The sequence below is a fragment of the Ruegeria sp. G5 genome, from assembly GCF_056533365.1.
In genome coordinates, this window is the sequence record NZ_JBQFOK010000002.1 from 312,735 (window position 1) to 331,959 (window position 19,225).

The 19,225-nt window shown below is 56.6% G+C and carries 16 protein-coding genes; 4 read left to right on the forward strand and 12 right to left on the reverse strand.

What is annotated here, in order from left to right; all coding sequences use genetic code 11:
* Window positions 1–11 precede the first annotated feature (11 nt).
* Entirely contained in the window at window positions 12–1,664 is a 1,653-nt protein-coding gene (locus ACR0BD_RS04630; protein ID WP_480829124.1) for a tetratricopeptide repeat-containing sulfotransferase family protein, read from the reverse strand.
* 43 nt (window positions 1,665–1,707) lie between these two features.
* Between ACR0BD_RS04630 and ACR0BD_RS04635 the strand changes: the two genes are divergently transcribed.
* The gene (locus ACR0BD_RS04635) at window positions 1,708–2,373 is read left to right on the forward strand and encodes an SOS response-associated peptidase (RefSeq protein WP_480829125.1); all 666 of its coding nucleotides are present in this window, start codon (window positions 1,708–1,710) and stop codon (window positions 2,371–2,373) included.
* Between the two features lie 44 nt (window positions 2,374–2,417).
* Entirely contained in the window at window positions 2,418–3,470 is a 1,053-nt protein-coding gene (gene mnmH, locus ACR0BD_RS04640) for a tRNA 2-selenouridine(34) synthase MnmH (protein WP_480829126.1), read from the forward strand.
* Here the strand turns inward: mnmH and selD are convergent.
* Genes selD through ACR0BD_RS04675 form a run of 7 tightly spaced genes read right to left on the reverse strand, consistent with a single transcriptional unit; the run spans window position 3,461 to window position 11,553 of the window.
* Window positions 3,461–5,620 carry a selenide, water dikinase SelD gene (selD, locus tag ACR0BD_RS04645; protein ID WP_480829128.1) on the reverse strand — a complete coding sequence of 720 codons (2,160 nt, stop codon included), beginning with the start codon at window positions 5,618–5,620 and terminating at the stop codon, window positions 3,461–3,463. The two genes, mnmH and selD, sit on opposite strands and share 10 nt — an antisense overlap.
* 5 nt (window positions 5,621–5,625) lie before the next feature.
* The gene (locus ACR0BD_RS04650) at window positions 5,626–6,012 is read right to left on the reverse strand and encodes a Na+/H+ antiporter subunit G (protein ID WP_480694369.1); all 387 of its coding nucleotides are present in this window, start codon (window positions 6,010–6,012) and stop codon (window positions 5,626–5,628) included.
* Between the two features lie 7 nt (window positions 6,013–6,019).
* Window positions 6,020–6,289 carry a K+/H+ antiporter subunit F gene (locus ACR0BD_RS04655; protein WP_480694367.1) on the reverse strand — a complete coding sequence of 90 codons (270 nt, stop codon included), beginning with the start codon at window positions 6,287–6,289 and terminating at the stop codon, window positions 6,020–6,022.
* Entirely contained in the window at window positions 6,286–6,783 is a 498-nt protein-coding gene (locus tag ACR0BD_RS04660) for a Na+/H+ antiporter subunit E (protein ID WP_480829407.1), read from the reverse strand. The genes ACR0BD_RS04655 and ACR0BD_RS04660 overlap by 4 nt, the downstream gene beginning before the upstream one ends.
* Entirely contained in the window at window positions 6,783–8,327 is a 1,545-nt protein-coding gene (locus tag ACR0BD_RS04665) for a monovalent cation/H+ antiporter subunit D (RefSeq protein WP_480829129.1), read from the reverse strand. The genes ACR0BD_RS04660 and ACR0BD_RS04665 overlap by 1 nt, the downstream gene beginning before the upstream one ends.
* Window positions 8,324–8,683, reverse strand: coding sequence for a Na+/H+ antiporter subunit C (locus ACR0BD_RS04670; RefSeq protein WP_480694363.1), 360 nt, complete (start codon window positions 8,681–8,683; stop codon window positions 8,324–8,326). The genes ACR0BD_RS04665 and ACR0BD_RS04670 overlap by 4 nt, the downstream gene beginning before the upstream one ends.
* The gene (locus ACR0BD_RS04675; protein WP_480829130.1) at window positions 8,683–11,553 is read right to left on the reverse strand and encodes a monovalent cation/H+ antiporter subunit A; all 2,871 of its coding nucleotides are present in this window, start codon (window positions 11,551–11,553) and stop codon (window positions 8,683–8,685) included. The genes ACR0BD_RS04670 and ACR0BD_RS04675 overlap by 1 nt, the downstream gene beginning before the upstream one ends.
* Before the next feature lie 222 nt (window positions 11,554–11,775).
* Between ACR0BD_RS04675 and ACR0BD_RS04680 the strand changes: the two genes are divergently transcribed.
* Both ACR0BD_RS04680 and ACR0BD_RS04685 read left to right on the forward strand, forming a co-directional pair.
* A complete protein-coding gene (locus tag ACR0BD_RS04680; protein WP_480694358.1) occupies window positions 11,776–12,249 on the forward strand; it encodes a rhodanese-like domain-containing protein in 474 nt (157 codons plus the stop codon).
* Window positions 12,246–13,061, forward strand: coding sequence for a CE1 family esterase (locus ACR0BD_RS04685; RefSeq protein ID WP_480829131.1), 816 nt, complete (start codon window positions 12,246–12,248; stop codon window positions 13,059–13,061). The genes ACR0BD_RS04680 and ACR0BD_RS04685 overlap by 4 nt, the downstream gene beginning before the upstream one ends.
* On the opposite strand, the gene mdoH is transcribed toward ACR0BD_RS04685, so the two are convergent.
* Genes mdoH through ACR0BD_RS04705 form a run of 4 tightly spaced genes read right to left on the reverse strand, consistent with a single transcriptional unit; the run spans window position 13,062 to window position 19,046 of the window.
* Entirely contained in the window at window positions 13,062–14,930 is a 1,869-nt protein-coding gene (gene mdoH / locus ACR0BD_RS04690; RefSeq protein ID WP_480829133.1) for a glucans biosynthesis glucosyltransferase MdoH, read from the reverse strand. It lies immediately after the preceding gene.
* Entirely contained in the window at window positions 14,927–16,426 is a 1,500-nt protein-coding gene (locus tag ACR0BD_RS04695; RefSeq protein WP_480829134.1) for an OpgD/OpgG family glucan biosynthesis protein, read from the reverse strand. The genes mdoH and ACR0BD_RS04695 overlap by 4 nt, the downstream gene beginning before the upstream one ends.
* The gene (locus ACR0BD_RS04700; protein WP_480829135.1) at window positions 16,423–17,640 is read right to left on the reverse strand and encodes an OpgC family protein; all 1,218 of its coding nucleotides are present in this window, start codon (window positions 17,638–17,640) and stop codon (window positions 16,423–16,425) included. The genes ACR0BD_RS04695 and ACR0BD_RS04700 overlap by 4 nt, the downstream gene beginning before the upstream one ends.
* 35 nt (window positions 17,641–17,675) lie before the next feature.
* The gene (locus ACR0BD_RS04705) at window positions 17,676–19,046 is read right to left on the reverse strand and encodes a tetratricopeptide repeat protein (RefSeq protein ID WP_480694349.1); all 1,371 of its coding nucleotides are present in this window, start codon (window positions 19,044–19,046) and stop codon (window positions 17,676–17,678) included.
* Window positions 19,047–19,225: the final 179 nt, after the last annotated feature.

The following is a 19,225-nucleotide window of genomic DNA, read 5'->3' on the forward strand; positions in this document are numbered from 1 at the left end:
TTTTGTTAGGGTCAGCTTAGATCGTATTCCGGCCACAGGGCTGGGTCGAAGCCGTTGAGCATGGGTTGAATGTGCTCAGAAACACTCTGCCATCCGCCAATTGACTTGGTCGAAATCTTGTTGCGCACCTGATCGATACTGGCCGTTCGGACCTGCTTGGTATTCTCTTCCGGGTGCATCATCGCCTCGGACCAGTCGATGCCACAGAAGGCCGCGACCTGTTGACTGTAGGTCTTTGGGTCCTCAACCAGTTTTTCATATTGCACAGTTAGGATCCGGTCGCCGAAAACGGCCCGCCAATGGGACATATACCGACGATACAGGTTCGCAGAATGCGCAATCGCCTTTTGGTCTGACGCGTAACGCATTCCACTCGCAGGGAAAAAACGGATCCACTTCGACAACCCGACATCGCGAGGGTCGCGCAACATATTGATGACTTTAGCGTTCGAAAAAGCCGTCAGCAAAAAACCCAGGCGTTTATAGTTGTGTGGCATCTTGTCGATAAAAGCCGCCGATTCTTGCGGTAGCGGTGGCATAAATTCGCGATAGTCCTGCGCAAATTGCTCAGTGCTTTTAGCATCAAAGGTAGACGATCCAACTAGGTACTCACGCGATAAGTCCGCCCCTACAGTCAATTCTCCGCATCCTGCGACATGGGGCGCTGAACTCAGCATCATTTCCATCAGAGTGGTGCCAGAGCGGGGTTGTCCCAGTACAAAAACCGGCAAAGGGTTTTCATTCAAATTGGAGAAGGGAATATCGGTGTTAACGGGAAACAGCCCTGTGGCTGTTTCGAATGCTCGATCCTCTGAGGCAGAGTCATATGGGTTCAGCGCATGCTGCTTTGCATTCGCCAAGACGTATTGGGGAAGCGCAGCTGTTAATCCTTTGATTTTAGAGGTGAGTTGAGCCTTTGCAAATTCCAACTCGGCACCCGGCTGTTCTGAAGAGGCGATCGCTTTTTCGACAGCCTCCAGCATGTCGGGTGCATCCTCGGCGCTGGCCATCATGCTCAGTTGAAATAGCGTATTCACATGCGCTGGATTCCGGGCAGCAATGCGATGCAGAATTTGCCGGGATTCCTCTTTTTCACCGCGTTGATGAAAGGTGGATGCTTTCTGGTAAGCGATATCGTCGTTCCCGGGCTCCAGCTCATAAGCCCGCGAAATGTCCTGAACGCTTTGGTCGACAAACCCTATCCGGTCATAGGCCCGCGCGCGTGCGGAAAGAAGGCTTGCGTTCTGGGGGTCTTTTTCCAGCTTTTTCGAAGTGTGATCGATGATCTCACGCCAGTTTTTGCCTTTGAGTTGGATCTCATCGACAACTCTGAGCAGTTCCTTGTTATTTGGAAACTTCTCCAGCTTTTGCTCGGCATATTCCAATGCGACGGGTATCTGTCCCGACTGCATCAGTGCGTTCGCCAGATTTTCAGCGAACTGGGGGTCATCTGGCTTTAACTTTGATGCTTCGATGAAGTGCGGAATGGACTTTCGATATTGCTTCAACTGCGTCAGGGCAAAACCGGCAATGGCATGAAAATCTGAGTCACTTGGAAATTTTTTCAGACCTAGCTGGGCTTTTTTGAAAGCTGATTGCGGCTTGCCAGCTTCCAAAGCAGTCAATGCCTTGCTTTTGAGCGTTTTCGCTGTTTGGTTTTGCATTAGGCCCGGTATCTGTCGAAACAATATTGATGGTTCATTACCCATGTGCGGACGCTTTGCAATAACTCTTCCGAACGATGCAATGGCGCAGCTGTTTTCCGCACGGCCAGCGAATACGTTGCCTGCGGTTCCAAATTTTAATGTTTGTCCGACAAATCAGGTGCATGTTGTGCGCGCGGGTGAAAATGGGCGGACACTGGATGCGCTGCGCTGGGGTTTTTTGCCTCATTGGTACAAAACCCAGACGGCTGGTCCCTTGTTGATTAACGCGCGGGCGGAAACCTTGGCCGAGAAACCTGCATTTCGTGCAGCTTGCCGCGAGAGGCGCTGTCTGATTGTGGGAACCGGGTTCTACGAATGGACCAAGACCGAGCAGGGCGACAGGCTGCCTTGGTATATAACGCGCCGTGACAAGGCACCCGTCGCATTTGCAGGTGTCTGGCAAGACTGGGGTGCCGACGAGATGCGGTTTGGAACTTGTGCAATCGTGACCACCCCTGCCAATCACGACCTCGGCACTATCCATCATCGCATGCCATTGATCCTGGAACCCAATGATTGGCCATTGTGGCTTGGCGAAGCCGGGAAAGGTGCCGCGCTTTTGATGAAGCCTGGGGCCGAAGGTGTTCTGGACTATCATCGCGTGGACGCGGCAGTGAACTCGAACCGGGCGAGTGGCGCGCAGCTTATTGAACCAATTCTTGCATGACTATGCGGCTTCTCAAATACCCCATCAGGGGTTAGATCACTGATATGAGTTCGAAATTCACCAGCTTGCCTGACTTGTACAAGCATGCGTTTGATACAGTGATCGACGTGCGCAGCCCGGCCGAATACGCCGAAGATCACTTGCCCGGTGCGATCAACCTGCCGGTCCTAAACAATGAAGAACGCGCGCGGGTTGGAACACTTTACGTTCAGGAAAGCCCGTTCCTAGCGCGAAAACTTGGTGCGGCATTGGTGTTTCGCAATGCAGCCAATCACATTGAAAACAGCTTGTCGCATCATGAAGGTGGATGGAAACCGCTGGTTTATTGCTGGCGAGGCGGTCAGCGGTCAGGATCGTTCGCGTGGACGCTGCAACAAATTGGGTGGCGGGCCGATGTGGTCGAGGGGGGCTATCGAACGTATCGCCGTCTGGTAAACCAATATCTGTATGATGATCCAATAGGGCATCGCCTCTACGCGCTAGACGGGTACACTGGTACGGCGAAAACCGCGCTGTTGGGGGTACTTAGGTCGCGCGGTGTTCAAGTGTTGGACCTTGAAGGATTGGCAAACCACCGAGGTTCTTTGCTGGGTGAGATGCCGGGCGGACAACCCAGCCAAAAAGCGTTCGAATCCGCGTTGGCGTCTGAACTATGCCGCCTCGATACCAGTCGGCCTGTGGTCGTCGAGGCAGAGTCGTCTAAAATCGGCAAGTTAATTTTGCCTCCGTCCTTGTGGGATGCGCTACGGGCCGCACCGCGGATCAACATCGAAGCCTCGATTGAGGCGCGTTCTGCCTATTTGGTATCGGCTTATGAAGACGTTTTGTCCGATGGCACCCGGTTGACGGATCGTCTTTCCCCATTGCGTTATCACCTGGGACATGCCGTCGTGGATGGTTGGGTCGACTTGATAAAATCTCAAGACAAACTGGCATTAACGCGCGCCTTGATGGAACAGCATTACGATCCGGCTTACACGAAATCCAGCCGCGCGCGCGTTTCCAAAGTGATCGCCCATGTAAATGTGGACGCATTGGATGCGGCTGGTCTGGAAGCGGCGGCTAACCGGATCGAGGCTCTGCTGGATCAGCTCTGAAGTCGTAGCCCGGCTGTGTCCGTGATGTGTCCTATGATGACGGCCGGATATCCGGCGGCGCGAAGCGTGTCGCACATATGGCGGGCCAGATCGGATGGCACAGCGGCCAACAATCCACCGGCTGTTTGAGGATCGAATAAGAGGTCTGTTTTGCCCCCAAGCGGCAGGTCCGGCGCGACCGTTCGGTTTTCTTCGAACAGTGTCGATTGCACACCCCTTGCGGCCAGGTCCAGCGCACCCTTCATTACGGGAATTGCATCCAAATCCAAAGTGGCCCCGCAACCCGATGCCTCGCATATTCCGACCAGATGTCCAGCCAAACCAAAACCCGTTACATCGGTCATGGCGTGGGCATCGGTTAAAATACGGGCCGCCTCACCCTGTGGGTGACTCATCTGTTCGTAGGCCTTTGTAATCCACTCTCCATCCGCCAGACCGGCCATTTCGGCGGCCATCAACACGCCGCTGCCCAGTGGTTTGGTCAGGATCAGGGCGTCACCAATCCGGGCGCCCGACAGGGTGATGGGGTCATTTTCACACAAGCCTGTCAGGGTGAAGCCAATGGTCAATTCATCGCCCACCGAACTATGACCGCCAACAATCTCGGCCCCGGCGTTGCGCATGACATCGCTGGCGGTGGACATGATTTCAGCCATCGTTCGGTGCTGAAGCTCTGGTGCCATGCGCGGTAGGGTGATTGTCGCAGTGGCGGCCTGTGGGGCGGCTCCCATAGCCCAAATATCCCCAAGAGCATGAACAGCAGCGATGCGGGCCATCAAGACGGGGTCGTCGGTAATTGCCCGCAGATGATCGGATGTCATGACCTGCCTAGTATTCCCAGTTTGCAGTAGCGCGGCATCATCACCGGGCAGGGGGATGACATCCGTCCGTTCCGGGGCAGGCAGTGTGTTCAACGCCGATCGCAGCGCAGTGCGTCCAATTTTGGCACCACACCCCCCGCACATCGGTTTGTCGCCCAACACTTCTTTCAGGCCACTTGCGTGTTGGGTGGGCAAGGCCGGTTGTGCCATCTTGGGAAGATTGCGGAACTTGTTCATAAACGTCTGGTCGATGTGGTTTTTCCATTTCCACATCAAGGGACCGCTGAATGACGTCCCCAAACGCTCGGCCAGAGCAGACTTGCCGCCAAGTGAAATCAGTTTCAGATAATCCTTCTGCGGAACGTATCGGCGCAGAGTACCCGCGCCCAAAGCGGCGCGCAGGTTGTTGAACAAAACCGGAGCCTCGCGCACCGCGTAAACACCTGCTTTGGGCCGCGGGTTTTCGGTCAGATGGGCGCAATCACCTGCCGCGAACACCGCGGGATCGCTGGATTGAAGATGGGCATTGACCCGGATGAAGCCGTCTTGCAGTGCCAATTCCGTTTCAGAAATCCAACCGTACGGTCGGGCACCTGCTGCTCCGGTAACGAAGGCGGCAGGGATGCGATCACCGTTGTCCAGCAAAACATGATCTTCTTCGATGCTCGATATCTGCGCATCTTCCAGCACGGTTACACCCAATTCGCGCATTGCGTTGCGGATTGTGGATGCAGCCTTAGCGCCAGTTGCAGTCAGCGCCTTTGCGTTATCGATCAGCGTGACCTGTGCCTCGCGCCCTTTTTCTTTCAGCGCGTGGGCCATCGCCATGACAAGTTCCACTCCGGCCACGCCCCCACCAATAACGGCGACGGATGCAGGGCCATGACCGGCAAGATACTCAGCCCATTTGGCGGCAAACGGCCCCAGCGGCTTTGCCGGTATTGCGTGTTCTGCGAAACCGGGCAGGGCAGGCATGTCAGAGGTGATGCCCACATTCACAGAAGCCACATCAAACGCGATCGGAGGACGCCCGGGAACATGCACAAGGCGTTCCTTTGCATCCAACCCCTCAACCTTGCCCAGCACGACGCGGGCACCGGCAAAGCGCGCAAGCTTTACAAGGTCAATGTCCAGCTCCCAACGGTCGTAATGTCCGGCGACAAAGCCCGGCAACATACCGGAGTAGGGTGCGGTTGGGCCGGGATTTACGACGGTTACGCGCGTACCGGGCAATGGGTTCATACCCCAACTACGTAAAAGCAGGGCGTGGGTATGACCTCCGCCTATAAGAACCAGATCGCGGGTCAGGGGCAGCGGAGGTGTGTGCATGGGGCTCAGGTATTGCTGTGATCAGGAACGTCTTCGACCTGTTCGACCGCATGGGTGGCCCAAAGTTCGTCCTCGCCCGCGTCCGGAAGATCGTTGGGTTTTTCATGGCGGTGGATATGCCATTTTGCAATGAACAGAGCTGTGATCGGTGCCGTGAGGAACAGAAACAAGGTGATCAGCAACTCGTGCAGCGACAGTTTGCCCTCCAGCAGGACCGAGTGACAGATAGACGCCAGCAGGACGCCACCTACGCCCAGAGTCGTCGCCTTGGTGGGGCCATGCAGCCGGGACATCGGGTCCTTTAGCTTGATCATCCCATAGGAGCCGACAAAGCCGAAAATGCCTGAAACGATCAGAAAGAATGAGATTAGCAATTCGAAGATAAACGTCATGCTGCCCTCACTCGATAATATTGCCGCGCAGCATAAAGCGTGCGTAGGCCACAGTTGATACAAAGCCAAGCATGGCGATGATCATGGCGGACTCGAAGAAGATTTCAGTGCCCAACGCAAGCCCGTACAGGATCATCAGCGCGATTGTGTTGATGACCATCGTATCCAGAGCAAGCACGCGGGTTCCGACACCGTCGGCTGTAATAATGCGCCAGAGGCACAGAATGATGGCGACTCCGAAACAGGCAAAGGCAAAGTAGATGGCGTATTCGATCATTCGAAAATCTCCTTTAGCCGCCGCTCATAGCGCTGTTTGATTTCGTCGCGAACTTCTTCCGGGTTGGGTGCATCCAGGCAATGAACCAGCAAGTTGTGGCCTTGCGCTGACAGATCGCAACTGACCGTGCCGGGCGTCATCGTGATCGTCCCTGCCAAGACAGTGATCGCCTCGGGTGTGCGCAGTTCGAGCGGGATGCAAACCCAGTTGGGTTGGCGGTCTGAGTCGCGCTTGAACAGGATGATTTTGGCCACTGTGATATTGGCGATTACGATATCCCAAAGGACGACCAGTCCGTATTCAACGATCATCGGCCAATTGCGCAACTTGGGGCGGTCGGGCCAGTAGGGTTGGGTGATGAACGGTATGATGATCCCAAGGATCAAACCGAAAACCACCGAGTTCAGCGAGGGTTTGTTCGCCAGCAAAACCCAGACCACCGTCAGCAGGAAAGTCAGATGTGGGTGTGGGAATATTCGGTGTAACAAGCGCATCATTCTTCGCCTCCCAAAACGGCTGCGATATAGTTTTCAGGCGTGAAAAGCTGTTCGGCTGTGCGATCGGCATATTGCAGCGCCGGGCCCGAGAATACAGTCAGCACGACAAGTCCCAGAACGGTTCCAAATATTGCAGTAAGGGCCAAACCTGGGTTCGGTTCGGGTGCGGGTTGCGCTGCGACCTCTTCGGCGTTTTCGGGCTCTGGTTCAGTGCTATAGCGGGCATCGTGGCTTTTCCAGAAGATCAGCGTGCCAGCCCGCGCGAGGCCCACAATGGTCACAAATGATCCGATCAGGATTACAGCCCAGATCGCATTGGCATCGGGCGCATCACGCGCTGCATCCAGCACAAGCAATTTGCCGATAAAGCCAGAAAGCGGCGGCATGCCAGCCAAGGCAATGGCGCCCACAAAGAATAAGGCCGAGATCAGCCCGCTCTGCGGCATCGGCGCTGTCGGAGCAATCGCACCCCCGCGTCGTTCCATCACCATATCGGCGACAAGGAACAACAAGGCCGTCGCCAGCGTAGAATGGTAGATATAGTAGAGCGCAGCGGCGGTTGCGGTCTCAGTGAACAGTGAGATAGCGATCAGCAGGGTGCCCATTGACGCAATGGCACAAAAGGCCACCATGCGCGCGATGTGCTTTGCCCCTAATATACCGATGGCACCAACCGCCAATGTCACCAACGCAGCGGGTTGCAACCATGCACCAACCAGCCCTTGCGTCGCCGTGACTTCGGGCCCGAAACCCAGCGTGTACATGCGCAGGATCGAATAAGCGCCAACCTTGGTCATGATTGCAAACAGGGCAGCAACCGGCAGCGGTGCGTTTGCATAACTGGCAGGTAACCAGAAGTGCAGGGGTAAGACCGCAGCTTTGATGCAGAACACCAGCAGCAGCAGCACCGCACCGACCCGCAACAGCGCTGTATCTTCCGCGGGCAGTTCGGCTACACGCGCCGCCATGTCCGCCATATTGAGCGTCCCTGTCACCGCATAAAGCGTTCCCAAAGCGAACAGGAACAAGGTCGACCCCAGCAGGTTATAGGCTACGTACTGCACACCTGCCTTCAATCGAACCGCACCGCCGCCATGGGTCATCAACCCATAAGAGGCGATCAGAAGCACTTCGAAGAAAACGAACAGGTTAAAGGCATCGCCGGTCAGGAAAGCGCCGCAAACGCCCATGAGTTGGAAATGGAACAGCGCGTGGAAATGCTTACCCCTGTCGTCCCAGCCCGACGCAATGGCATATAGGACAATCGGCAACGCCAAAAGCGCGGTTAGCAGAACCATCATCGCCGACAAGCGATCCAAAACCAGCACAATACCAAAGGGCGCAGGCCAATCGCCAAGTTCATAGACCTGAATATCGCCTCCGCCGGCTTGCACCGTAATCGTCAGGGCGATCCCCAACAGGCCAACAACCCCAGCCACCGAAAAGATGCGCTGCAGGTCAAGGTGGTAGCGCAGAACCATGATGATAAAGGGCGCAAGGATCGCAGGCAGAACGATCGGAGCAACGATCCAGTGGTTCATGCGTCTTCTCCCGGCGCGTCGGTGCTGTCCTGCGCAGTCATGTCGATGTGATCATCCTTGGCCGAAAGATAAGCGCTGAGCGAAATCATCACGATCACCGCTGTCATCCCGAATGAGATCACGATGGCTGTCAAAACCAGCGCCTGTGGCAGCGGATCTGTATATGGAACCTCTTCGTATTTGTTCAAAACCGCCGGTGCGTCCAGCGCCAGCCTTCCTGTTGCAAAAAGAAAGACGTTGACCGCATAGGTTAACAGGGACAGGCCCAGGATTACGGGAAACGTGCGCCGACGCAGGATCAGAAAGATCCCGGCAGCGGTCATCACGCCTACGGCTGAGGCTACGAGCGCTTCCATCAGGCCTGCTCCTTCTCTTCGTCTTCTTTTCCGGCATCATCCCGCAGAGGGTTGATATCCATTGGGAACTCCTGCGCCATGCCGGGTTGCCAGGCGAAGCGCGACAGGCTGTCCAACGCCAGCATAACAGCGCCCAGAACCGCCAGGAAAACGCCTGTGTCAAACAGGATCGCGGTCGCCCATTCAAACTCCTCCAGCGGCGGCCAATGAATGTAGCCAAAGTCACTGGTTAGGAATGGGCGGTCATTGAACCACGCCCCTATACCGGTTGCAGCGGCAATCAGAACGCCCCAGCCAATCGAGCCGTGATAATAGAACCGCTGACGTTCGATCGCCCAAGTGTACCCGCTGGCCATGTATTGCATCAGATAGGCGATCGCCACGATCAGACCGGCGATAAAGCCGCCTCCGGGCTGGTTGTGACCGCGGAAAAAGATATAGGCGCCGACCATCAGGGCAATCGGCATCATGACCCGTGTCGCGACGACCATCATCAGCGGATGCGAGTCCCCCGATTGCGGCCAGTGCGGTTTGCGGTTCAGCAGATAACCACGCACGTTGGTACCAAGAACCGACTCGGTCAGCGCAAAGATGATAAGCGCGGCAATGCCCAGCACGATGATCTCGCCAAAGGTATCAAAGCCGCGGAAGTCGACAAGGATCACGTTGACCACATTGGTGCCACCGCCGCCTTTGTACGAGTTGGCCAGATGAAAATCCGAGATGGTCGGGAAGGCGAAATCGCGCAACATAAGCGCATAAATCAACGCGCCCGACCCGATACCAGCAACAACCGAAATGGCCGCATCCCTCCAACGTCTTGTTGCACTGCTGTCCCACGGTGTGTCGGTGGGAAGGAAGTTCAGCGAAAGCAGCAACAGGATCATCGTCACTACTTCGACTGAAATCTGTGTCAGCGCCAGATCAGGCGCGGAGAGATAGTTGAAGGCCATCGAAACAATCAGGCCGACGACACCGATCAACACCAGCGACAACAGGCGGTTGCGATGGAACCACATGATCGCAAGTGTCGCGGCGACAAGGCAGATCCAGCCTATAACCGGGATGGTTTGAAAAGGTAACGGGTCTCGGGTCTCCGCGCCGATGGTGCCGGTCGAGTAGGCGTAGTAGCCCAGCCCAACAGTGAACGCGATCAGGATGATGGCGTAACGGCTTATGACACCGTTATGCAGCGTGTCGGTGATCCAGTTGCTGAACCGGGTCAATGCGTCAATGACAGCTTCGAAGATGACCTTTGCTTCTGGGCGCGGCAAGGCGTTCCAAAATTGCTCGCCACGGCGATGCAACGCCAGCAGGACAAGGCCGCCGATGGTGGCAACAACGGACATATAGAGCGCGGGCGTGAAACCGTGCCAGAGCTTGAGCGAGTAATAAGGCAGCTTTTCTCCGCCGATCACAGCGCTGGCCACAACGGCGACAAGCGGTCCGACGATCGCCGCCGAATACAGGCCGATCAGGATCACTAGAACCACAAGGAAAGCGGGTGCCAACCAAAGGCCGACCGGTGGATCATGCGGGTGCGCCGGATAATCCGTCCGCTCCGGTCCAAGAAAGACATGGCTGACGAAACGGAACGAATACGCCGCCGAGAACAGCGCTGCCAGCAAAGCCAGACCGGGCACCAGATAGTGTGAGTGCAACCACGTGGTATGAACCGTCTCTTCAAGCATCATTTCCTTAGATAGGAAGCCATTCAATGGCGGCAGGCCCGCCATGGACAACGCTGCAATTGTGCCAATCGTGAAGGTGATTGGCATGAGGTGTCGAAGTCCGCCCAGACGTTTGATGTCACGGGTTCCGGTCTCGTGATCCACGATCCCGGCCGTCATGAACAAAGCAGCCTTAAAGGTTGCGTGGTTGATGATGTGAAACACGGCAGCGACTGCGGCGAATTTTGTCCCAAAGCCCAGCAACATCGTTACCAGACCCAGATGAGAGACGGTTGAAAACGCCAACAGCGCTTTGAGGTCGTCTTTGAACAGCGCAATACAGGCCCCGATCAGCATAGTGACCAGACCCGTTGTTGCGACTATGTAGAACCAGGCGTCTGTTCCGGCCAGCACGGGCCACATCCGCGCCATCAGAAACAGACCTGCCTTTACCATAGTGGCCGAGTGCAGATATGCCGAAACCGGCGTTGGGGCCGCCATTGCGTGAGGTAGCCAGAAATGGAACGGGAATTGCGCGGATTTGGTGAAACACCCCAGCAGGATCAGGATCAGCGCGGGCAAATAGTAGGGCGAGGCTTGAATAAGCTCTTTGTTCTGAAGGATGACGCTTAGGTCATACGACCCTACGATATTGCCCAGAATCAGCATTCCCGCGATCATAGCCAACCCGCCCGATCCGGTTACGGCCAGCGCCATGCGGGCTCCTTGACGTCCTTCGGGCAGGTGTTTCCAATAGCCGATCAGCAGGAATGAACTAAGCGACGTAAGCTCCCAGAAAATAAGCAGAAGAAGGATGTTGTCCGACAGGACAATCCCCACCATCGCGCCCTGAAAAAGCAGCAGATACGTATAGAATTGACCCATAGGATCTTCGCGCGACAGATAAAACCGCGCGTAGAGAATGATCAGCAAGCCGATCCCGAGGATCAGCAGGGCAAACAGAAAGCCCAACCCATCCAGCATGAAATTGGCATTCAGACCCAGCCCGGGGATCCAGTCGAACCGAGCGGTCACCACGTCGCCGCGCATGACCGAGGGGATGTGAATCAACAGCCCCATCAGCGCAAGAAATGTTGTCAAACCCGCCGCAGACGCGGCTGCGTTTCGTCCTGCCCTGATCAGTAGGGCTGGGAATACAGCGCCGAGAAAGGGAAGGGCCGCGATGAGGAATAGGGACAAGTGCGATACTCCGGTCTTGGCGGTCAATATAGTTCTGTTTTTTGTAAAGAAAATTTTCTAGCTGTCCAGCTATTGCAAGTTTTCGACATAGTTCTAGGGCGGGTGTCGAAATGAAAATTTTGAAAAATCTCTGACGGGAACTTGAACTCAAACGGTAATTTCCATGCGAAATAGCTTCGGTTGCTGTGTTAATAAGCTTCTGACCTTTCAGGAGGACCGGACGTGACAGGCAACAAGTTCAAAAGCCGCAGATGGGTGCTGGTTGGCGGCGGCGCGTTAATCGCGGCGGGGTTTGGGATACGAGAGTATCGTCTGATCCCAGCCAGCTATGCGGGTGGCCACCTGAGTGTCGAGTCCGCGCATCAACAGGCGGTCTCGGGCGATATTTTGCTTTTGGATATCCGCACGCCGCGCGAGTGGAGTGCAACCGGTGTTGGCGAAGGAGCGTATCCACTGGATATGCGCCGTGAAGACTTTGTTGCGGCGCTGGATGAATTGACGGATGGCGACAGGAATGCGCCCGTCGCATTGATCTGCGCACGTGGGGTTCGTTCCGCGCGCCTGAGCAATCAGCTCAGCGCAGCAGGGTTCACCAATATCATTGATGTGCCTGAGGGCATGCTTGGATCCGCTGCTGGGCCGGGCTGGGTGCGAACTGGTTTGCCGATTGAGAAATACGAAGGTGCATCGCAATGATCCGAGCGGCCGTTCTTACAGTCGCTGCGGCATTGGCCGCCAAAACCGGATACGCGGCCTGCGCGGACCAAAAGGGAATGTGCGAAACACAGTCGGGCGGCTACCACATAGAATTGCCCGACGCTGAGAACCCCCCGCTGGTCGTGTTCCTGCACGGCTATGGCGGAACAGCGACCGGAACATTGAAAAACCGCAGAATGGTCGATCCTTTGCTGGACCGCGGCTATGCCGTGATGGCCCCGGAAGGGTCAGAGCGCAATGGTCGCCAAAGCTGGAACTTTTTTCCGGGTTGGAAAGGCCGCGATGAAACCGCCTTTTTGACCGAAGCTGTTCAGGACGCATCAGCCCGGTTTGGTGTCGACCCGGATCGCGTTCTGTTGGGTGGATTTTCGGCAGGGGCCTTCATGGTTTATTATCTTGCCTGCGCCGCGCCTGAGACGTTTTCTGCCTACGTTCCGGTCTCGGGCGGTTTTTGGCGTCCAGACCCCGAAAGCTGCGGTGGTCCTATCCGTATGTTCCACACCCATGGATGGACGGATAACGTCGTCCCGCTTGAAGGGCGCATTCTTGGGGGCGGCCGTTTTCATCAGGGCGATATCTTTGCAGGGTTAGAAATCTGGCGGGTCGCGAATGAATGTGCCGATACCAAGCCCAGCGGATTTTCGACGACGGGTCAGTTCATGCGGCGCTATTGGACCGGTTGCGCCGATGGCAGCGCACTGGAATTCGCGCTGTTTCCCGGCGGTCACAATGTCCCCAAAGGTTGGGCGGACATGATGGTCGATTGGTATGAGGGCCTGCCGGGCGGTTAATCACTCGGCAGGTGTCATGACGCCTTTGCCTTCGATCAGGCGCTTGAGTTCATCGCGGTGGCGGCGGGCCGATCGGGTGATCGCTGGCTCGTGCACATCTTCCTTCATTCCCACCATGCGCCGCGCCGATCCGGAGGAAACGCCACTGAGCGCAGACAGAGGGATCGCAAGCGCAAGGCTGATCGCGATTGGGGCCAGCCAGATGGATACCAGGCCGGACAGGATGCCCACGCTCAGCGCAATGCCGCTGATGGTTTCCAGCACGTGGCAAAACACAAGGGTGCGCAGGCTGTAGCTGCCGCCATCGCGCGCCTGTGGCGACCAACCTTTCTGAATTCCAAACGCGGTTCGGAACACTGCGATCATCTGTTGTACCATCAGGATCGGGGCATACAGGATCGAAAGGATCACTTCCGCCAGGAAGGATGTCAGGAATTTCCCGCCGCCACCAAAATCGGCATAGCGCACACCGCTTAGGGGCAACGCCAAAACACCAAGGACCTTGGGTGCGAGCAGCATGGCGTACATCACAAGGATAATCAGCACATGGCGGGTTTCCGACATCTCGGGCCATTGTGGGAACAGTGGGTTGTCGGGGCTAAAGTAGTATAGAACCGACGCGTCCTCGCCCTGACCGATCAGCGCCCACATCACCAGCAGAGCAAACCATAGCGGCGACATCAGGTATCCGACGGCTCCGTGGAACATATGAAAGCGTGACACAGCCCGGAAACCGGCTGAACCCAACAGCTTCAGATGCTGCAGGTTACCTTGACACCAACGGCGATCCCGCAGCGCATGGTCGATCAATGTGGGCGGTGTTTCCTCGTACGATCCACGAATCCGCGGCAAAAAGCGGACAGCCCAACCTGCACGGCGCAGCAGACCTGCCTCAACGAAATCGTGGCTCATGATCAGTTTTTCCTGACCATTCAGCGACCGCAGCTTTGGCAGCCCTGCGCTCGAGGCGAAAGCCTTGGTGCGAATGATCGCGTTATGGCCCCAATAATTGCCCTCTTGCCCACACCAACGCGCCAGACCTTCGGCAAACGCAATTCCGTAAACGCCATTGGCGAATTGTTGCATCCGGGCAAAAACGGATTGTGCACCAATCAGTTGCGGATAGCTTTGGATGAGGCCCGCACCGGGATCACGCGCCAAGGCGTCGGTCAGGCGTGTGATGGCCCGGCCCGTCATCAGACTGTCGGCATCCAATACCAGCATCGCGTCCCAATCGGCGCCCCAACGGCTGACCCAATCGGCGATATTTCCCACTTTTCGGTCAGTGTTCTGTTCGCGGCGGCGATAGTAAAGCTCAAGACCGGGGGCGAGTGTGGTGCGCAATGCCTCAATGCTGGCTTGTTCCTGTGCCGCGATTTCGGGATCACGGGTATCGGACAGGATGAACATCGCAAAGTGGTGCTGACCGCTGCGTTTTTGCAGATCTTCCAGCATCGTGCGGGCGTTGCCAAGAACGTTCCAGGGAACCTCATTGTACACCGGCATCAGCAGCGCCACGCGCAGCGGTTGCGGTCGGCCTTGCCGTTTGGGCTGTTCCTGCCGCGACAGCGACACCATGCCCAGCAAAACGGTGCAGACCGTGAAGGATATCCAGAAAAAGTTGAACGAAATCAGTGCAAGCAGAATACCTTCGACCAGATTGATCCCCTCGGCACCGAACCAATCGCTCATAATCCAAAGCAGGCCAAGCGTTGCAAACATCGCGGGCGAAAATGCCAGTGCACGCCAAAAACCAGCCGATGCGCGCTTGCCGCCCGGAACCTGCGCGTCCCGAAACCCCTCGCTAAAATTCTGCGCGGGCATTGCCAGAGGTGCCTCTGGCGGCATGATATGCAGATCGCGGTTCATGTGGTCCATCGGTAGAGCCAGACCTCAGAGGCTGGCTGTTTGTCTTTCAGCAATTGCGCGCGCAACTCGACATGGTTGCGGTCACCCGGCTGGAACGAGAAAGCCAAGCGCATACCGCCGGTATCGGGGTTGCGTTGCAATACGCCATCGGATGTTTCGGCGTGGGGCGAATTGACAAAGATGGTCATCGCCTCGGGGTCGTCGAACAACTCGCTGTCTTCAAAGTCGATCACGGCCAGACGACCTTCGCCAAACGTGTTTTCCCCCATGGCGGTATTGATCACACGTGGCATAGGGGTGCGCTGCGGCTCTTCACCCCAGATCAGGCGATAGGACAAGTCGACCTGGCTGCCTGCTGCGTAAGGTTCTGCAGGGCGCCAATACGCAACGATGTTGTCATAGATTTCCTGATCTGCCGGAATCTCAACCAGTGTCACGGTGCCTTTACCCCAATCCCCATTGGGTTCGACCCACAGGCCGGGGCGCTTGTGATAATTGGCTTCAAGATCGGCGTAATCCGAGAACTTCCGCTTCCGTTGCATCAGCCCAAAACCGCGCGGATTCAGATCAACGAAGGACGAGATCTGAAGGCGTGTCGGATTGGCGAGCGGACGCCACAGAACTTCGCCAGCACCGTTGCGGATCATCAGGCCGTCGCTGTCATGCACAGCCGGGCGGAAGTCATCGAAACGGCTGTGGTTGGTTTGGTCGAACAGGAACATCGAGGTGCCGGGCGCGATACCCACATGCCGCAGCTCTTCGCGCGGGAATAGGGTCGCCTCAACGTCCATGATGCAATCTGCGCCGGCAGTTACATTGAACTTATACGCGCCGGTCACACTGGGGCTGTCCATCAATGCGTGAACGATCATGTTGCGCTGGCCAGGTTTCGGGCGCTCCAGCCAAAAGCGAATGAATTCGGGGAATTCTTCACCGTCGGGGTCGCCTGTTTTCAAGGCAAGTCCGCGCGCAGACAGGCCGTATACTTCGTGCAACCCAATGGCGCGGAAATAGCTGGCACCCTGCCACACGCAGAATTCGTCCGTTTTGCCCGGGCGATGCATTTCAGTGCGCAACCGCAGGCCGGAGAAGCCCAGCGTTTCGTCGATTGGCAGGGTGGGCACGTCCTTGGATTTATCAAACATCGTCAGGTCGAAGCTGACAGGCGTTGTCGTGCCATCTTCTACTGTCGAAACCTTAACAGTTCGCGGGAAATACAGGCCGGGCGTAAAGAAATCCACGTTGAACGGGGTTTCGGTTTCGTACCAAAGCGCCCGGTCAAGCCGGAACCGGATCGAGCGGTATTGTTGGTATGTCAGGTCCTGCCATTCCTGCGGAACCATTTCGCGTTCGGCGTATGGTCGGCTGGCCATCTCACGGGCTAATTCGATCACATCATTGCGGTCAAACGGGACTTCTCCGTCTGCCGCAAAAGTGGCCGGGGCAACGGCAAGTGCCGATGTAGAGGCCAAAAATGCGCGACGTGTGAAATTCATTTTTTCGACTTCCAGGGTTGTGACTTGAACCAAGCGGCCAGATAGGCCACCCCGATGATCATGGCAAAGCCAATCATGTTGGCGATGAAGACGCTGGCAACATCCCGCCCACTCAGGTCCAATCCAACACCGATCAGGCGCGCGGCTGCCATGGAAAATACAAAGACGGCAAGGGATTGCTGGCCCACTTTGGTGATGACGGTCAGCAGGAATTCCCAAACTTTCGCGGCAGCACCCTGACCGGTTGCGATCAGGCGATGACCATGCTCACCCGCGACGACCCAGCCCAGATAGGCCAGTGAAAGGAAGTGGACATAGCGCAGCAGGCCAAACTCGGTCTTGCCCCGCAGCTCCGATGTCAGGGGCCAGCCCTTGCGTAGCACGGCACCCAGTTCAGGCGCGGCATTGTTGATCCAGGTAAAGACCTTCCACGACCCAAAGGGTGCCGACAGGATCAGGAACAGCACAGCGGCCCAGATCAGGGTTTTCGACACAGGTGGGGCGGGAATCCACCCGCGCATGAACGCAAAACCGGTAAAGAACAGCAACTGCCAGCCGAAGGGGTTAAAGAACCATTGACGCTCCGACCATGGCTCGGCCGGAAGGGCCAGCGCGCCGGTTTGTGCCACCAGCCAAATCGCAATCGACGTTGCGGCGACGGCCCAGAAACCGATGCGATACAGGCCCATGTATACGGGCATCAGGGCCAGAACCACCAGATACATCGGCAGGATGTCAAAATAGTTCGGCACATAGGTCAGCGTGAAGATGCCAACCATCTGCGAGGCAGGATCGTTGAAAAAATGCTGCAGATTCAGGGAGGTGATGTAGGTTTTCTCAAACAGTCCAGACTGATCCAGCGCCGCCATAGACATGGCGACAAAGAAAAACAGACAGATATGCGCCCAATAAACTTGCCAGATGCGGAACGCCACGCGGGCTGTGCCCATCCACCAACCTTTGCGGGCAAAGGCGCCTCCGAAGGCGATGGCCGATGCCATGCCCGAGCAGAATACGAATATCTCTGTCGCGTCCGAGTACCCGAACCGCGCGGGAATCCATTTGGCCCAGGGATCGTTCGGGATATGCGCAATCAGAATGATGAACATCGCGATGCCGCGATAGAAATCTAGGCGCGGATCGCGCGTGCGTGCTGGGGCAGCCGTTGAAGCCGCCACAGGCGCAAAATCAGAAGCGGGCGAAGCAGTCGCCATACGTGTTCTGTCCTTCTTTGGTCTTTTTTATTTTGTTATTCAGCCGGAACGCTTTGTGCGTCTCCGTTGTCACGAGCCGCGTCAATCAACGCGCGGCGCGCAAGAGCGTAATTGTCCTCGCCACCGGCTCGTTTTGCACGGCGATCATCCAGAATGCGCTCGACAGCATCCAGACGACCGGCGCGCAGGCCGGAATCAATTGTGATGCGCTCGAATACATCACGTTGGGCGTGGCTTCCACCTGCCAATTGCATTCCATCCCGTGCAGTCGACAGGAAATCAAAGGCTTGGCCGTAGAGGCCATCGCCAAATGCCTCAAGACCCTTGGCCGCTGCAATGCCCGGATCAGACATCCGGATCGGAGTGTCACCCTGGTTGCGCTGAGCGTCTTTCTGAATGCGCTGCAGCATTTTACCGGTCGCTTCGTCCCGGTTGTCGCCGGTCAGAGCAAGCAGGTAGTGCAGGTCGGCAAAGATCAGACAGCCATCCTCGGTCCGCGCGGCGCTGAGATCGGCCAGCTCTTGCCAGCGGTTGCCGACATCGACGCCTTCCAGTTCCAGACGGGACAACAGCGATGTCGCATTTGAGATATCGCGGTAATCGTCGGTTTTATCCTGGCGGATGTAGTTGTCGTAAAGTTCCATAACCTGATCCACCTGGCCCAGGTCCAGATGCATCAGCGCCTTGTGCCACCAGACGTGATAGCGGAAGTTGTTACAATGTGCCCAGGCATCCTCGCGGCCAGCCAGCCAGTCCAGACCCAACTGCGCGTTACCCGTCATTTCATGCACGTGGGCCACAGCATGCAGGCCCCATGCGTCGTCCGATACCATCCACAGTGCCTGACGGCCTGCAATTTCTGCTTTTTCGTACGCGCCGGTTTCCTCGAGCGCGAATGAGTGGCAGCCCAACAGGTATCCACGGCCCGCGTGGTCAGGCTCGTAGGCGGGCATCACGCGTTCTATGGACCGCCGCATACCAGCGGCATCCCCCAGAACAAAGCGTGTCGCATGGCTGAGCTTCATCGCCAGCGTGTCTTGAGGGTGTTCCCGCAACACCTCTTCGAATTTCTGCACGGCGTGCGAAGGCAGGTCAGATAGGTAAAGGCCAAGAGCATCAACATAAAGCTGTTCGCGCTTGGTCACAGGCTGGCGTTCCATCGCCGCGTTAGCTGCCGTCAGGGCCTCGACGGCGACAGGCATCATTTCGCGACGGCCCAGCAAGACCATGAACAAACCTTTTACGGCGTGCCCCAGTGCAAAGTCAGGCTCCAGCTCCAACACTTTTCCAAGATGCTGAGGCGTAATAGCTGCGTGTGACATGAACCCGAGCAGCACCCCATCCCACGCTTCGGCAGCCGCCGATTGGGTCAGGGTGTTCATCTGTCCGAAAACGTCTTGTTTCATGCTCGTGGTCCGATCCAGTTGAGAATTTCTACGATATTCGACTTACCAGAGACTCTAGCGGGGTCGTATCAGTATCGACCGACCTCTCGAATTGGTGAAATGCTGTGTGCGCAAAACGTGAAAAAAACCGCCGATTCAACGGCATGTTTCAGCAACATGCTGCCGAATTAGGCAATGTG

What these genes read in the sequence shown, in the direction of transcription:
- mdoH (WP_480829133.1), bottom strand. Translation starts at nt 14,930, where the DNA reads ATGAACCGCGATCTGCATATCATGCCGCCAGAGGCACCTCTGGCAATG.
- ACR0BD_RS04670 (WP_480694363.1), bottom strand. Translation starts at nt 8,683, where the DNA reads ATGGAAGCGCTCGTAGCCTCAGCCGTAGGCGTGATGACCGCTGCCGGG.
- ACR0BD_RS04655 (WP_480694367.1), bottom strand. Translation starts at nt 6,289, where the DNA reads ATGATCGAATACGCCATCTACTTTGCCTTTGCCTGTTTCGGAGTCGCC.
- ACR0BD_RS04685 (WP_480829131.1), top strand. Translation starts at nt 12,246, where the DNA reads ATGATCCGAGCGGCCGTTCTTACAGTCGCTGCGGCATTGGCCGCCAAA.
- selD (WP_480829128.1), bottom strand. Translation starts at nt 5,620, where the DNA reads ATGCACACACCTCCGCTGCCCCTGACCCGCGATCTGGTTCTTATAGGC.
- mnmH (WP_480829126.1), top strand. Translation starts at nt 2,418, where the DNA reads ATGAGTTCGAAATTCACCAGCTTGCCTGACTTGTACAAGCATGCGTTT.
- ACR0BD_RS04630 (WP_480829124.1), bottom strand. Translation starts at nt 1,664, where the DNA reads ATGCAAAACCAAACAGCGAAAACGCTCAAAAGCAAGGCATTGACTGCT.
- ACR0BD_RS04650 (WP_480694369.1), bottom strand. Translation starts at nt 6,012, where the DNA reads ATGACGTTTATCTTCGAATTGCTAATCTCATTCTTTCTGATCGTTTCA.
- ACR0BD_RS04705 (WP_480694349.1), bottom strand. Translation starts at nt 19,046, where the DNA reads ATGAAACAAGACGTTTTCGGACAGATGAACACCCTGACCCAATCGGCG.
- ACR0BD_RS04635 (WP_480829125.1), top strand. Translation starts at nt 1,708, where the DNA reads ATGTGCGGACGCTTTGCAATAACTCTTCCGAACGATGCAATGGCGCAG.
- ACR0BD_RS04700 (WP_480829135.1), bottom strand. Translation starts at nt 17,640, where the DNA reads ATGGCGACTGCTTCGCCCGCTTCTGATTTTGCGCCTGTGGCGGCTTCA.
- ACR0BD_RS04665 (WP_480829129.1), bottom strand. Translation starts at nt 8,327, where the DNA reads ATGAACCACTGGATCGTTGCTCCGATCGTTCTGCCTGCGATCCTTGCG.
- ACR0BD_RS04660 (WP_480829407.1), bottom strand. Translation starts at nt 6,783, where the DNA reads ATGCGCTTGTTACACCGAATATTCCCACACCCACATCTGACTTTCCTG.
- ACR0BD_RS04695 (WP_480829134.1), bottom strand. Translation starts at nt 16,426, where the DNA reads ATGAATTTCACACGTCGCGCATTTTTGGCCTCTACATCGGCACTTGCC.